Annotated in this window: 10 protein-coding genes and 1 pseudogene; 5 read left to right on the top strand and 6 right to left on the bottom strand. The window is 42.5% G+C overall.

The annotated features are described in order from the left end of the window. The first annotated feature begins 503 nt into the window (after positions 1-503). Positions 504-1,253, top strand: coding sequence for an oligogalacturonate-specific porin KdgM family protein (locus tag AB4585_RS17120; RefSeq protein WP_048616477.1), 750 nt, complete (start codon positions 504-506; stop codon positions 1,251-1,253). 133 nt (positions 1,254-1,386) lie between these two features. On the opposite strand, the gene AB4585_RS17115 is transcribed toward AB4585_RS17120, so the two are convergent. The 3 genes from AB4585_RS17115 to AB4585_RS17105 all read right to left on the bottom strand — a co-directional run bounded on the left by AB4585_RS17115 (position 1,387) and on the right by AB4585_RS17105 (position 4,995). Continuing rightward, entirely contained in the window at positions 1,387-2,130 is a 744-nt protein-coding gene (locus AB4585_RS17115; RefSeq protein ID WP_102394492.1) for a 3'-5' exonuclease, read from the bottom strand. After that, positions 2,130-3,992, bottom strand: coding sequence for a DUF294 nucleotidyltransferase-like domain-containing protein (locus tag AB4585_RS17110; RefSeq protein WP_017069961.1), 1,863 nt, complete (start codon positions 3,990-3,992; stop codon positions 2,130-2,132). Before AB4585_RS17110 ends, AB4585_RS17115 begins: the two co-directional genes overlap by 1 nt. A gap of 283 nt (positions 3,993-4,275) precedes the next feature. Beyond that, positions 4,276-4,995, bottom strand: a complete 720-nt coding sequence (locus AB4585_RS17105) for a FadR/GntR family transcriptional regulator (protein WP_136981708.1) — start codon at positions 4,993-4,995, stop codon at positions 4,276-4,278. A gap of 342 nt (positions 4,996-5,337) precedes the next feature. On the opposite strand from AB4585_RS17105, the gene AB4585_RS17100 reads away from it, so the two are divergent. The 3 genes from AB4585_RS17100 to AB4585_RS17090 all read left to right on the top strand — a co-directional run bounded on the left by AB4585_RS17100 (position 5,338) and on the right by AB4585_RS17090 (position 8,527). Beyond that, positions 5,338-6,114: an SDR family NAD(P)-dependent oxidoreductase gene (locus AB4585_RS17100; protein WP_017072470.1), complete on the top strand. Its 777-nt coding sequence runs from the start codon at positions 5,338-5,340 to the stop codon at positions 6,112-6,114. Between the two features lie 174 nt (positions 6,115-6,288). Next, the gene (locus AB4585_RS17095) at positions 6,289-7,011 is read left to right on the top strand and encodes a FadR/GntR family transcriptional regulator (protein ID WP_017063624.1); all 723 of its coding nucleotides are present in this window, start codon (positions 6,289-6,291) and stop codon (positions 7,009-7,011) included. Between the two features lie 148 nt (positions 7,012-7,159). After that, entirely contained in the window at positions 7,160-8,527 is a 1,368-nt protein-coding gene (locus AB4585_RS17090; RefSeq protein WP_081322222.1) for an MATE family efflux transporter, read from the top strand. A gap of 230 nt (positions 8,528-8,757) precedes the next feature. On the opposite strand, the gene AB4585_RS17085 is transcribed toward AB4585_RS17090, so the two are convergent. Next, on the bottom strand, positions 8,758-9,795 hold the full coding sequence (locus tag AB4585_RS17085) for a polysaccharide lyase family 7 protein (protein WP_372170387.1): 1,038 nt from the start codon (positions 9,793-9,795) through the stop codon (positions 8,758-8,760). Between the two features lie 530 nt (positions 9,796-10,325). On the opposite strand from AB4585_RS17085, the gene AB4585_RS17080 reads away from it, so the two are divergent. After that, a complete protein-coding gene (locus tag AB4585_RS17080) occupies positions 10,326-11,084 on the top strand; it encodes an oligogalacturonate-specific porin KdgM family protein (protein WP_114633649.1) in 759 nt (252 codons plus the stop codon). 648 nt (positions 11,085-11,732) lie between these two features. Here AB4585_RS17080 and AB4585_RS17075 read toward each other — a convergent pair. After that, positions 11,733-13,301, bottom strand: a complete 1,569-nt coding sequence (locus tag AB4585_RS17075) for a polysaccharide lyase family 7 protein (RefSeq protein ID WP_372155712.1) — start codon at positions 13,299-13,301, stop codon at positions 11,733-11,735. A 414-nt stretch (positions 13,302-13,715) separates the two neighbouring features. Next, positions 13,716-15,467: pseudogene (locus tag AB4585_RS17070) on the bottom strand (polysaccharide lyase family 7 protein). Between the last annotated feature and the right edge of the window lie 88 nt (positions 15,468-15,555).

Here is a 15,555-nt window from a genome sequence, read left to right as displayed (position 1 = left end):
CAAGTAAATGTCTCATGTTCTTAAAGCGGTGGATTTAATCCATTTAGCTTCAAGACCACTCTTACTTATTCGGCTTCACACCGTCTGTTCATGCAATCAACACAGCAAAGTTATGTATTGCTACAGAAAGTTAGTAAATAATAATGTATTACAAATAAAAATGATATCTAAAGGTTCAATTTTTTGCTGTAGCGCACATTTATTGATGAACAAAACTCTTCAAAACCATTATCAACATCCAAACAAATCACTAAAAAACATCAACTTAACGAAACAACTCGATTTTGTAACCCTTTGTAAATAGTGGTTTTGTCCTAACAACACGATCAAGTTCACAGATCATCACGCCTCGGATCGCTACCATATTTGTATTATTTAAATGCAAAATAAATTTGAAATAACCAAGAAATAATTTCAAAAACAAAATGCATTTAAGACAAGAACTACTCTATTTGGCTTGTAATTATGGCCAATACTCAACCTATAAATATGGAATTAATACCATGAATAAAACTAAAATCGTGATTGCTGTGGCATCTGTACTCGCTGCTGGCTCTGTATCTGCTGCGTCTTTCGATATGAGACACGAATACAAGAGTCATACAGATCAACACGCTACTCGTGTAAAACTTGGCGATAGCATTGGCAACTTCCTTGTAGATATCGAAGCGAAATTCAAGGGAGAAGACGGTAAATTCATGGAAGATTTGAAGAACAATGGTTGGGAGCTTGGTCTAAACTACCGTCATGTACTAAACGATAACTGGACAATGACTTACGGTATGCCAATTGAAGGTCGTGAATCTGGCGTTACATACAAGCCTCAAGTTCGTGCAACATACAAAGTGGATAGCGTTGATGGTCTAAGCCTAAGTGCTCGTTACCGTTACGATATGAGACAGAACACTAGCAGCTCAGAGTATCAATTCGATGACAATGGTGATGTTATTGTTGATAGTGACGGTGTTCCAATCACGGTTGATAAAAACGTTTCTAATCAACGTCGTCACCGTCTAACGGCAAACGTTAACTACTCAATGGAAAACTGGCGCTTTGGTCTAGAAGGTAACTACTACAAAGCGGATGGCTATGACATCTACGACAACGACGATACCAACTACGAGTTGAACGCAAGCATTCGCCATATTATGGGTCAATGGGCACCATATGTAGAGTTTGGTGATGTGAGCACTTCATCAACTAAAGCGACTCGTGAACTGCGTAGCCGTGTTGGTCTAACTTACAGCTTCTAATCGATAGCTACATAAATAATCTAAGATAATTACTGTCCTAATTTTCTAAGACCTAAACAAAAGCCAGCTTAATCGCTGGCTTTTTTCCTTTAAAATCAGTAAAATAAGAGCCGCGCACTTGCAGCTCTTTTTCCTAGTGACTAATCCGATAGAGAAAGGCAACGGTCACATTATCGTTAGGCACAACTCGCTTCTGCTGAGCCAAAAACAATTCCGCTGTCGAAACGGCATCGGCTAATGCATTGTGGCTGTTGTACTCAGGAAGCCCGTACCTTTCGCGAGTCCCTGCCAAGGTTAAATCGACTTCTTCATGATTGCTGATCGCTTTCTCCATGCTTTTCTCAATACACAAGGTATCAAGCCAAAGCAGAGGAATCGCTCTTAAACCGTAGCAGCGAAGAAGGTATTGGCTAATGAACTTCTCTTCGACTACACACGCGTGCGCGACGATAATCTTGCCTTTCGCTGCTTCGAAGAAAGCGAGCATCGCATCATGAATAGATGCGCCCTCTTCCAGCATCTGTGGTGTGATGTGGTTAATCACCGCAGTTTCAGCGTTAATCTGAGAATCATTGTTCAGGTAGATATGCTTGGCAGAAGCCAAATCGATTCGTCCTTTCACCACATCGACCCATCCCATAGACAAGATAAGATCTTGTTCGCTGTCTAAGCCTGTGGTTTCGAGATCCAACACGATATAGTCGCTGTCTTTGGCCAAATCCGTCATTTCAGGACAAGGCTGTTCTACCAGATCATGTAACGCTTCTGGCAGCTTAACCGTACCCAAATATTGCTTACGCTTGCGTTTAATTCGTTCAAGCGGGTGAAAATAGTTTAGCATTCGTTTTAAACATTTATTAGTTGAACATAGCTTCATTAACGTGCTCCGAAACGAATTTTCGCCGCTTCTTGAAGGTCAGCAATGATCCTAAAGGCATCTTTCAAGTGTTTACGCTCAAAGCTACCAAAGCTATCTGGGTTGATGTTGTTGTCAGGCACATCCCCGTTCTTCAGCGCTTCAAGTTGATGGCCAAAACGGAAAGAGAGAATGAACTGGTAAGCACCCAGAATGTTCTTGAATGCATCGTCGCTCAGCATGCCTTTTTCATTGGCAGCAGCGAAACGTTCGTCAGTCGCCGACAAATCGCACTCCACAGCAAGGCCATAAATACGCGCTAAGTCGATAATCAAGTTGATCGCGTACTTCTTCACGTTCAACGTTTTCTTATTCTCACCTGACTTCTCTAGCACTAAGCTATTGAAGATGCCAAGTGGCGGGTTGGTATTGACCGCGTCTTTCACTAGCGTGCTTAAAAACTCACGGTTACCGCGAATATTGCTATGCAGCTCATCGCGCAGAATACCTTCGAACTCACTGTTGCCGTAGATAGTACGAATTTCTAGGAACACACTGATATTAAGCAAGCGTTCGTACTCTGGGTTAGCCACCCACTTCTTGTAGTAGTGCTTCCATACACTGAGTGGCTGACACCATTTTGGCGTCGCAGCCATGAATTTACCTGGACATAATGGGTAGTGACAGCTTGCTAAGCCGTTGGTCACCATCATCGCTAAGTGTTTGAAGTAAATACGGTCACTGTCGGTTGCATCGTCAGCAAGAACAATCGCGCTGTCTTGGTCCGACAACATGTGCACTTCATTACGTGCGTGCGATCCGGCTACGATCCAAGAGAAATCACACGGTGGTGGGCCTAACTTATCAATCGCTATTTGAATCAATCGACGGGTGTAGGCGTCCATAATCATGGTCATTACCTTGCCGACGGTTTCAGGCGCCACTTTACCTTCCACCAGCGCTTCAAAAATAGCTTGTCGCTCTGAGGTGAACGAAGACATGGTTTTCACGCTGCCCGCGTATTTGATTTTCTCGATCAAGAATATCGCTTGAACACGGTGGTTTTGAACCAAATGAGACGTAGTAAGAAGACCAACGACCTTATTCTCTTTCACAACGGGCAAGTTACGGATATTAAATTGCATCATGATAGAGGCCGCATGCAGCACCAGATCATCCGGTTTTACAGTAAGTGGAGAGTGCGTCATTACCTCTGAGATCAGGCTATCAGTACTCACGCCGTGGGCAATCACTCGCTTAGTCATGTCTCGGTCGGTGATCAAACCAACAATGGTTTCACCTTCATAGATCACGGCACACGGTGAGCGTTGATGAAGCATTTCAACCGCAACCGACTGGATGGTTTGCTCAGACTTAACAATTGCCACCTGCCCGCTTGCCACTTCCTCAACTTTACGAATGAACAGGCCTTTCTCTTTATTCGACCAGACCACATCCAGTGCCGACTTCAAGCGAACCTGCGCCTGTGAAGCAAAGTGTTCTGCGCAACTTGGAAAGGCTTTGAAAAGCGTTTGAAGTGCCGAGTGTGGAATCACATAAAGTAAGGTGTTTTCGATTGCGACAGCTCTATAGCCTTTTTCGTCGTTGACTTCAGAATCTAAGAACGTAAAGCCAAACAAATCTTCACTGCCTAGACGGGCACGAAGCACACCATCCGATTTTCGTTGCTCCATAGAGCCCGTTCGAATGATATAGAGCGATTTTTCCTTCCCAGACTCACACAAATCGACCACATCTCCCTTGCCGAGATAAGTAATTTGCACGTTAGAGGCAAGTTCGCGAAGTGCTTGTTTAGGGATCTTATCGAATGGGTCGATTTGACCTATGAATTGAAGAATATTTGGCAGTAGAGACTGGGGCATAATCACACTCACAATAATTTAATTAGTATTATTATATAACTTAAAATACTGGTTACTAGTGCTTTTAACGAAACAGCAAATAATAGATTAAATATTGGACACCAGTCAGGTTTTCATCAAATTTGGATGCAAAAAAAGCACGTATGGAACGTGCTTTTTAGAGGTCACTGCTGAAGTTAGCTTTTGTACAACCGTAATTTTAACTTTGACTACCCTAGTTTTGCGAGAATGACCTCTCGTCGATAATGCAAAACGATCAAAGCTAAAATAACAGTGAAAACAATTAACTAACGGCTGGTAATCTGTGATTTGTTTCTAACAGGTGACTTGCTGACGCGTGGCGTGCTTTGTCACTATTACCTGCCATGATTGCTTCATAAATCTGGCGGTGTTCGTTAATACAAGTACTTCCCTCTTCAGAAGAGTGAGAAATAAAGTTAACAAACATGGTCGTCAAGATGTTACCAAATGGAAGGTAGAAGTCGTTACCTGTTGCATTGAAGATCAGGCTATGGAATTTCATATCAATATCTAGCCAACGCTCTTGATCAAGCGTTTCTTCGCTAGAGATTTCTACCATTTGTTGGAAAATACTAGACAGCTCAATACGTTGTTCTGCACTCGCGAACTGAGCAGCTAAAGCACACGCTTCTGGCTCAATTGCGCGGCGTAAACCCAAAAACTGATGACAGAATTGGTCTGTATCGGCCAAACCGTCCATCCATTCGATCAATTGTGGATCTAAGAAGTTCCAGAACGCGCGGTTAACAACGCGAGTACCAATCTTAGGACGAGATTCTAATAGACCTTTTGAAGTCAGAAGCTTAACCGCTTCTCTTAATGCTGTTCTACTGATACCAAATTGCTCACACAGAGCCATTTCACCAGGGATAATAGAACCTTGAGGCAAATTGCCCGACAAAATACCACGGGCGATTTCACGTGCAACTTGCACATGAAGGCTTCGCTTAGAGCCTGAAATAGAATTGAAAGAGCCAGCCATGTGTCTACTTACCGATTAGATATGTATTATTTTTCTCGGACTATAGCACTGATTTATATCTTCACCAACACAGCATCAGAATAACGTGAGGTCACTACCAGTAAAGGTTGGAGCAATATTTCACAAACCTGCTCATCTTTAGGTTTATAAAACCAATTCAACCTATTAATTCATACAAATAGTTCTCATTTACTATTTCAATGTATGCGTGAACTCACAAAACCACCCTTACTCTCACTATTTATGTCGGTAATAACCCGTTTTTAGATAAACACCCTTGAATATAGCAAGTGTTATTGTATGATTTATTGGCGTAAATAATCTACAATATAGGCGGCTCTGATGTTTAACGATTTAAAAGGCAAACGCATTCTAATTACTGGCTCTACTGCTGGTATGGGTTTAGCTACCGCACGTGTCTTTGCAAAATACGGCGCAAAAATCGGCATCAATAGTCGTGCTTTCAGCCCAAAAGTCGATGACGTTCTATCTGAACTTACCGCACTGGGTGGCGATGTTGCCTTTTTTCCTGCAAACCTAATGGACACATTAGAGTGCGAAAGGTTAGTCAAAGAGTTCACTGATCATTTTGGTGGCATGGACGTGTTGATTAACAACGCCGGTGGCCTTGGTGGTCGCGCCAATCTAGAAAATATCGATGATGAGTTTTATGAGCGCGTAATGAACCTTAATGTTCGCTCTGCGCTGATGACAACCAAGTTCTCTATCCCGCACTTACGCGCCTCTGCTGCTGAGTCCGGGCAAACATCTTGTGTGATTAGCACAGGATCTATCGCCGCTCGCGAAGGCGGTGGTGTTGGTGCAGGCATCTATGCCGCGTCTAAGGCTTGGTTACACGACATTCACCGCAATTGGGTGAAAGAGTTCGCGCAAGACAATATCCGTTTCAACATTGTTTCACCGGGCACTATCGACACCGCATTTCACGATGGCAAGAGCGACGATTTGAAAGCGACCATTGCTAACAACATTCCAATGGGACGCTTTGGCCATATTGATGAAGTTGCCCCTTCATTCGCTTTCTTTGCATCGCACGCTTGCAGCGGTTACATCACAGGTCAAATCCTAGATGTTAACGGCGGACAAATAACGCCGTAGTTAGCTGGTTTATATAAGCTCACTCAGCGATTTAAGTTCGCCACACTATATAAGGTTAACAGACCCGAGTAGATGAGGGAAAACCTCACACTAAATTCGACGTATACACTGACACTAAACACCAGATTCGTCTGGCTTTTAGTGTTTTCAAAGTTTCAATTTCAGGTGGTTTAAATGTCAATATTTACATTGGTGGAAGATTCAAGCCGCCGAATTCATGTTCAAGTGGCGAGACAAATTGCTCGCAAGATCTTGTCAGGCGAGTTAGAAGAAAATCAAAAGTTACCCAGCGAAATGGAGCTGTGCGAAATCTTTGGAGTGAGCAGAACTGCCCTTCGAGAATCAACTAAGCTACTTTCGGCAAAAGGTTTAATCGAGTCGAAGCCAAAAGTGGGCACTCGTATCAAACCGAGAACACAGTGGCACTTCTTGGACCCGCAATTGCTGTACTGGATCCAAGATTTAGAAGATACTAAACCCTTCTTGTCTCAATTTTTAGGCTTAAGAAAAGCGATTGACCCGGAAGCGTGTGCGCTCGCTGCAACCAATGCAACTGTAGAGCAACGCAAAGAGCTTTCGATTCTTTTCCAGAAAATGACCATCGCAGCAAATAGCTTCGATTATGAAGAGTGGACGACCAACGATCACCTGTTTCACCAAACGATTTTCTTATCGACAGGTAATCAATTTTACATTCCATTCGCGAACATTCTGTCGACTATCTTCAAGCAGTTTATCGACCACTCCGCTGAAGGCGGTCGCTTCTGTTTAGAAGAACACAAAGCGATTTACGACGCAATAATGTCTGGCGATGCCAAGCAAGCTCGAATTGCTTCTCAAGTCCTGCTAGACGATGAGAACCAAAAGCTCTCTAGGGTTGAATTAGCCATCGCATAACCGAGATTAACCAAACTGACTTGTTTTTCAAAGACACAAGTCAGTCTTGTTTTAGCACCCATTTTTTAACCATCAACTACCGTAGTGTTTTCTTCTTTAAACGCTCTACTCCGCCACCTCAGAGAAAGCTTACGGTTATACACATAAGGTGTTGTTTGTGTCTTCACAATCGTACGTAAGGAAAAATTTCTCTCTCGCCTGGCCCCTCGCCTTAAACGGTATCTTGATGCAGTCGATGTTGATGATCGACACACTGCTTGTCTCTCCTCTTGGTGAAATCCCTTTAGCTGCAATGGGGATTGCGACGACTATCGTTGCCTTTGTACTGGGAATTCAAATGGCGCTGGCAAACGGTACTCAGTTAGTATTAAGCCGCGCAGTGGGCTCTGGCATCGCCGCATCATTATCTAAAGCATTTTGGGCAGGGTTATTTATCAACCTTGGCGTAGCAACACTATTTTGGCTTCTACTTACTTTTTTCGAACAACCCTTGATTCAAGCTTTAACAGATGACGCTTCCCTTCACTTAGAAATCAGCCGCTATCTAGACATCTCGAAATACATCGTTATTTTTACCGCGTTAACGCAGGTGATCATTGCTTTATTTAATGCGCTAGGCAGAACTAAAGTCCCATTCAAAGGTTACTTAATTGAACTGCCTATCAATGCTGTACTCTCATATGTGCTGATTCATGGTTTTTCTAATTTTGAAGGGATTGGAGTACAAGGCGCTGCATTAGGCAGCATTATTGCAATAACGATCCGCTTGCTGTATTTGGTTTTGTGCGTGCATTTAAGCTCAGCGATTTCACTCAAATTAGACGCTCAGCGCTCTGAATTCTTTACCAACGTTCGCCGTCACTTTATCGAAATATTCCCTGTAGCAGCGAACGTGACCATGCTTTTGATTGGCGCAACGATATATCAATTGTTGTATTCGCAACTTAACATCAACGCTTACGTAGCGATTACTTTGGTGATGCCTTGGATCAGGGCTGTCTCTCAATTTATTACCGCTTGGGCTCACTCTTCCGCGATTACTATCAGCCAAGCGATTGGCTCCAAAAAGATGGATGACCTAGTCAAAAACGTCGATACCAGTATCGATATTGCAGTCGTCATTTCTTTCGTTTGTGCACTCTTATTCGCAGGATTAAGTCTGGTCATTGGTGACATTTACCCGAACTTGGATGAATCTACCTATCAAGCATTGGCCGTTATCGCCCCACTCTACATATTCTTGCCAATTGTTCGTGGCTACAACACGGTTCATGGGAATGTACTAAGAGCACTAGGAAAAACGACCGCAGTCTTCAAAATCAACTTTACTGGTCAATGGGTAATTTCAATTCCATTGTGTGCATTGATCATCTTTGGTTTAGATGGCTCTATCTTTTGGGCCTTTGCTATCCAACCATTCGAAGAAGTCGTTAAAGCTTTCCCATTCCGTCACTTAGCTCGAAAGTCTCTAAAGGAGTTTGATGCCGACAAAGCTAAAGAGTTGATGTATGACTAAGTCCGGTATCGAGTCGCCGTCCTAAAATCTTTCTACGCTTTCTGATTACAACCTTGTCTTTTGACAAGGTTGTATTGTTTCAGCTGTACCGTTCATTGGTAAGCTTCATTGTACTCTCGCTGATACCCGGCTCATCTTAAATCTCATAGAAAACAAAAAGACCACTCAACATTCGGTTCAGTGGTCTTCGAAAACATTCCTTAAGGCCTGTTTCTAACTAGCCTTATGTACTATTTGCCGTTCAACTTTAGTGCCGAGAAAGTCACACTGTTATAGTCGCCATTCTTTTTATCGACAGCGAAATCGCCAGTACCGCCACAACCTGGCCCCCATACAGGGTGAGAATCGCTCACGCTACATTGGCCGTATGCGCCCGCTTTGTAATAGAAATCATCTTCAGCATAACCCGTTGGTGAATCAAGCTCATCAATACCCTTGCTCAGATCGATTTCATACTTAACCGTATCGTGACGTTCTGTTTCAAACGTTAGGTACATCATGGTGCCTTTCACTTCCACTTTGTAGCTAAACTCTTCACCAAGAGCAATGCCTGCTTCACCCGGTTCCGCTGGGTTTTCCCAAGTGTTACCCCAAACAGGGTAAGCTATATCGGCACGGTTAGGATCTTTTTTCTCTAGGTTACGCTCATAGTTCCAAAATACTGAACCCATTTCTTGGCCAGGAAACTTCTTATAGAAGATCTTTAGTGGTTCATTACCATGCCCGTAACCAGTTCCAGCTTTGATTAACTCATTATGTTTTTTAGCGTGAATCTGACCAACAACGACTGAATGAGCTGGATATCTCTCTGGGAATTTAGCGTTCACAGAGACATGATTGACTTTTAATGTCGCTTCCAGCGTTCCACCAACCGCACTGTACTCTGAGGCAGATGGGTGGCTAGACAGTGCCCATTGGTTTCCTTTATCAGCAGTATCAATCGAAAAGTTTGCACCACGTGGCATCTGACGCAGTTCAGAACGTGCATTCTTCGAGTTCTTAGTCGTAATCGCTTGGTTCTGCACTTCAAATACAAGATTGCCATCTTTATCCAGATGGAAGAAGTCGCTATGTGAGTAGCTCATCATTGCCACCCCTTCTATTTCATCAACACGACCATCTTCATTGATATCTGAAGGTATGGTTATTTTCCAATTGTGCATATCGAATTTATCGGCAGGTACGGGGTAAGAAACACCGTTATTTGCGAAAGTAACCATTGGTACAGTCGCTAATAGCGCCACTGCTAATATGTTTTTCTTAAACATGACTCATCCTTTATTGTTAACAGATACCGAGTACACACTCAGTACAGAAACCACTTTTGAACACGAATTAGTACTAAATATTTTCTTCAATTTAAATAGTCCAACCACAAAAATTAGGGTTAACAGCTTGTTAAACACACTCAAATACAGCTCTTATCTTTTCGAACAAGATCTCTTGGATAAAGCAGCCACTCGTAACAACCAAGGTTGCCATCACCACCAAACCCCAAAGATAAATCGAATATTTGTCTTATTTTAACATTTTTAATTTCGTATATTCTCAAGCATTATAAATATGAGAAGCGAGTCATGCTCAACCTAATAAATAGGCGCAAAACTGGGACATTCATTACATTTAACTATATATTCACTCCATTATTCAGAACTTCTTGATAGATATCACAGAAATACTAAGCGGTAATAAATACCATATTTGTCATACATTAATTTAATACCATTTATAGTGTTAAATTGTGAGCCATGGGTATATTGGATGTATCCAAAATAAAAAATAATAGTGAGACAAAGGTATGAACTCTGTTACAAAAATTGCTGCAATTGTTGCTACAACTCTTCTTGCAGGCACAGCGACTGGCGCAACTCTTGATTACCGTGCAGAACATAAGCATGAAGACGATAAATACGCGCATCGTATTAAAATTGGCGGAAGTACGAAAATAGCAGACGAGACAAAGCTATATTTTAGCGTTGAACAAAAGTTCGCTCCAAATGCAGAAGGCGATATATATAACCAATTGGAACGCGGAGATTCTGAGTTTGATTGGGGTGTTCGTTATGCGTTAGATGAAAAGTGGTATTTGCAGCCAGGTATGCCTATTACGTTCGGCGATGAAAAAACAACATTTAAACCACAGTTTCGTGTTGGGTATAAAGCTGACTTCGGTCTAACAACGGCTCTTCGTTACCGTCATGAATTCCAAAACTACACAGACAGTTCAAGCAGTTCTCTCACAAAAGTTAACGGCGACAAAATAGCATTAGCTGGTGAGACTGTTCAGCAAGGTAAATTTACATTGACTGGCGCTTATAAATTCCAAGACGAAGATTTAAAAAACCTTCAATTAAGTTATGAGGCGAACTACGTCAAAAGCTACGAAGATCAAGTCAAAGCGAATGGTGAAGATTGGGAATGGGATTTAGGTGTAAAAATCGGCTATAAATTCGATAACCTAAGACCTTATGTTGAATTTTGGACATCAGATTACGGCTCAGCGGAAGAGAATGAACGTCAGTTAAAAACACGCGTTGGTGTTACATACTCATTTTAAACATGGTGACTATCCATTCTTTAAAAAGGCTTATAAATTTCTAAGCCTTTTTTATGGTTCATCGCGGCTTTCCGGGGAAAGCCGCTTTTATCTTCAGTAAGCATTTGTTCTATATATCTTTTTAGGCACTCCGTTATACGAGCTTAAAGCTCCAACCAAGATAGAGATTCTGTTTTTATGCCGCAGTTACGACACTTAATTCTTCGTGTTTAAACAGAAAGTTCAACAAGAACACCGAGCAACATGGCCTCTTTTACATGACGCCATTGATACTCATGAATAGCCTCGGCCTCGAGACCACAAAGGCACTTAGCCTCAGAGTTAGGTTTAAGAGTCAGGGTAATAAGTGATGCTGTCTGATGAGACTTTATTATTTGAAAACCTTCCCAGAATGAAGGTAGGAAAGTATGATTCGGCATGAAAACGGTCGTTTGTGTATGGTTTTTGTTTGGCGACTAAACCATATCACTTACTGCCGTTTTTTTTAGTTCCCGCTAATCCGCGTTGAACCTTTTTTATTGACGAAGTATCCTAAAACCCAAAACTTGTAGAGCGAAGCCTTAGGATTAAATAAAAGTAGTCCTATCGGTAATGAAAAAATGGCAGCTAATAATAGCTGCCATTTTAGTTGTAAATTCAACTTATTCATTATTCCTGATACTGATCGTGCGATACGTCTAGCTGGTAGAAAGTCGCTTGAGAGTAATCGTCTAGGTCGCCGCTGATATTTTGGTTGTAAACACCCGCTTTGAAATACATGTACTTGCCGCCAACGTCATAGCCGCTGTTGCTCATATCAACCACTTGTACAACATCGTCTTTGCCTTCACGCATTAGCGTTACCGTCATCGTGTTGCCTTTAACATCAATGCGGTAGCTGAACACTTCACCAAGCGCGATACCATCTTCGCCCACTTCAGCCGTCATATCGCCCACTAGAGGGTAGAAATCCTCTTTTGTTGCGTCTTGGCTTTCGTGTGCAAAGTAAACTGCGCCCGTTGGTTGGTTTGGCAATTTACGGTAGTACAAACGAATCGGCTCATCGTTTTGATCGTGAATCTGACCAATGATAAAGCGACCTACTTCATTCGCATTACCCGTTGTTGTCGCGTGGTCAATTTTCAATGTCGCTTCTAGAACGCCATCGATACCTGCCGCAGCTTCTAAATCAGATTCAGGTGCACTTGAGAATACCCAGTTGTTCTTGTTAACACCTTTCGTACTGATAGACTGGTCACCACGACGCATCATCTCACGAAGCTCAGTACGTGCGTACTTAGTGTTTTTAGAGGTACGTACACCTTTCACATAAGCCTTGAATACTAGGCCGCCATCGTCCGCTGTGTAGAAGATTTCTGGGTGCTGGTAACCGTTTGCAAGGTTCCACTCAGACACATCATCAGGCTTGCCGTTTTTGTCATGATCGAATGGCTGAGACAGGTACCAATGAGTCATGTCGAAGTTTTCGCTCGGTGCATTACCTGCAACTGGTGTTGCTGGTAGGCCTGTCGGAACAGGTAGTGCGCTGCGAGTATCACATTCAACTGACGTCTCACAAGGGTAAACCGCTGCTACGCCGAAGTTACCAGAGCGTAGATCTTTACGCGCTGCTTTACGTGCTTTTTCTGCCGCTTTCATTTCAGCGATAATAACTGCTTCTGCTGCTACCACGTCTGAAGTGATGATATGGCTAGCAGGACATGCGTTAATGCTACAGTTAACTGCGGCTAATCCTGTCACACTGTTCCAACCGTTTTTGGTGTTGCCGTGACCAACATATCTTACGTAACGTGCTTTTACCGCAGGCTCAAATTGGAAACGCTCAAGACCGATAGCTTTACCAGAACTCAGTTGGTTCTCAAGTACCGTCGTCCAGGTTTCACCATCGACACTCACTTGGATATCAAACTTAGATTGGCGCTCATTACCTTTACTGAAAGATGCTTGAACAGCGTCAAATTCTTGAACTGAACCATAATCTAGCATTGCCCACTCACCGTCACCCGCTGAAGACCAACGTGTGGTTAGATCTTGGTCAATAAGACGATCTGGGCCGTTACCATCATGGCTACTAGCGGCAACTGAAACTGGCGTTAGAAGCGCTTCACCCGTTTCTTTGTTATTTGGAAAATCAGCAGTCGTCGTGCTCGTGCTCGCACAACCAACCGCAAGTAGAATAGAAGAAGCGAGTAAGGTTTTTAGAGTAATTTGTTTCATATTTAATCCATTATTATAATACAAAGACAGCGTTCGTAAGTGAAAGCTAAATCAGCAAACACGAGCTATAAGGCGGTTCCCCTCTCAGTATTTGCGATAACATGAAAATATTACGTAATCTTATAATACAAATAAAATATTTCATTGAATAAATGAGACTGGGAACACTTTCCGATTTTTCTATGCTTTAACTGGATCACACTTCCTATTGATAAAAGACAATATATAGAAATTTAGAATACAAAATAAGCTCGTCATCTACGGCTCTCCTCCACTGAATGTGCGAGCTATAAACTCAATAAGACGAGTTCCCAGCAATCAGAAAACGCCGATTTATCTCTCCCTAAAAACCGAAAAGACCACATTAATGTGATCTTTTAATTTAATGTAGGAACGGCTTAAATCTCGACTCAATCAATAGTGTGCCGCTCTAAGAGAACTAAAGCTGACATCGAACACCTCACCAGCATAGCCGCTATCAGGTTTAAATTGAGGGTAAATGCCCGCTTTGAAATAGAAAGCAATATCTGTCGATGTCCAATCGGAGGTTAACAACACAGTGTCGCCATCTTTGTCTGTATAATCTTGTCCCCAAGGGATTAAATGAGAAACGGTGTTGGTTCCATCTAAATCATGAGTCGCCAAGTAGATACCTTCTGGATTGGCTCGAATCGTATATCGCCACTCTTCACTTGCCGAATAAGTCCCTAACTCGACACTGAACGGGTCACAATGATCACAGTCTTGGTTGTTGCGCTCAAAATCAGAGTTCAGTATCACTCTTACTGGCTTACTCTCGCCTTCCCATAACAGTTTCACCAATGCTTGATTGATCTTCCAACCATGAATTTGTCCAAGTACCACTTTTGGATCTTGATTGTTGATGTTCGGGTAATCTTCAATTCGCAAGCTTGCGGTTAACTCGTGACTGGTAGCGTTCGTTCTAGTGTCGTCCAAATACCAACTTGTATCTTCATCGCTGGTGCTACAATCCGGTTGAACACTGCTTTGATACAACTCCCTGAGCTCAGAGCGAATATAGCTAGAGTTTTGGGTAGAGGTGCCGTATCCCATATCCGCTCTAAAGTGCATTCTTCCTTCATCAGTATTGAAGTAAGAAAGATCAATATCACTGTCGTACACATCGCTGTCATTTGAAAGAAGATCTTTACTCGATTCACAACGTTCTGGTTCTAACTCAGCAGCACTGTCACCACCGCTTCCATACCAATCATTCTTACTCGGTGGAATAGTCAGCTTCCAATCATTAATGTCCCAATCGTTTGATCCATCGATTTGAGTCGTGGTGTATCTCAACGCCTGATAGTAAGCAATCGCTTCACCATTCTCAAATTGGTTATAGATACCCGCTTTGAAGTAGCTCAATAAATGCTGCCAGTAAGCGATGTCTTGATTCACTTTTACTTCATCATTCACTTTGAGCGACAGTGTGTTCTCATAAACAGAAAGATCAAATTTGGTAAAACTGTCCAATTCCGCCTCACCTAAATCGTAGCGATTGTATGACGTGGCATAACAATCCGAAGAGTCAGCCGCACTGCTACAATCAATCGCATTGCTCTTCATGACCGCCCAATAATGACCGGTAAGGCCGTCCCTCTCCTGCTCCCAAACCACACGCAATAATGGATGAGGAATGTAACCGGTGCCACTCTCATCAGTCCCCTTATTGTGTATCTGCAGCAACGTCACTTCATCATGGTCGGCAGGTGAACTCGCCATTGCATGCTCGATATCAGGTAAGCTTATTTCCGCATACAAGCTTCGTCTTACGCCCGTTTCATTGATATCGAAGTTTTCTCCCTCACGAACCTCAGAACGCATCTTATAGTTCGCCATTTTAAAAATTAGGTTTTCCGTCTCTTCATCTGCGTAAAAGTAATTACTGATGTAACCATCGAAATCGCCATCTTTCACTTCAGAGGTTTTGTTGCCCTCTGTGCCGTTAGGATCCGATACCTGAAGGTCAGAACTGGAGAGGATGTTTTGATACTTAGCAATATCATAAGGCGCAACAACGCCATAAGACGTTCCTGGACTGGTGTTATCAGAAGGGTCATCGCTATCACTTGAGCTATTTGAACTGCTTCAACCGCAGCCATAGGTGAGTGAAGCGAGAGCGACGATGAGGGTTGGCTTATTCACATTTATCTCACTTATCCATAAGAGTAGAGTGATAAGATATATTTGTACTATTTTATGTCAATTATCTATTTATCATAATGTGAGATGC

This window comes from Vibrio sp. 10N.222.49.C9, from assembly GCF_041474985.1.
In the GTDB taxonomy this organism is placed as follows: domain Bacteria; phylum Pseudomonadota; class Gammaproteobacteria; order Enterobacterales; family Vibrionaceae; genus Vibrio; species Vibrio crassostreae_C.
This window is presented reverse-complemented; position numbering and strand designations above follow the sequence as displayed.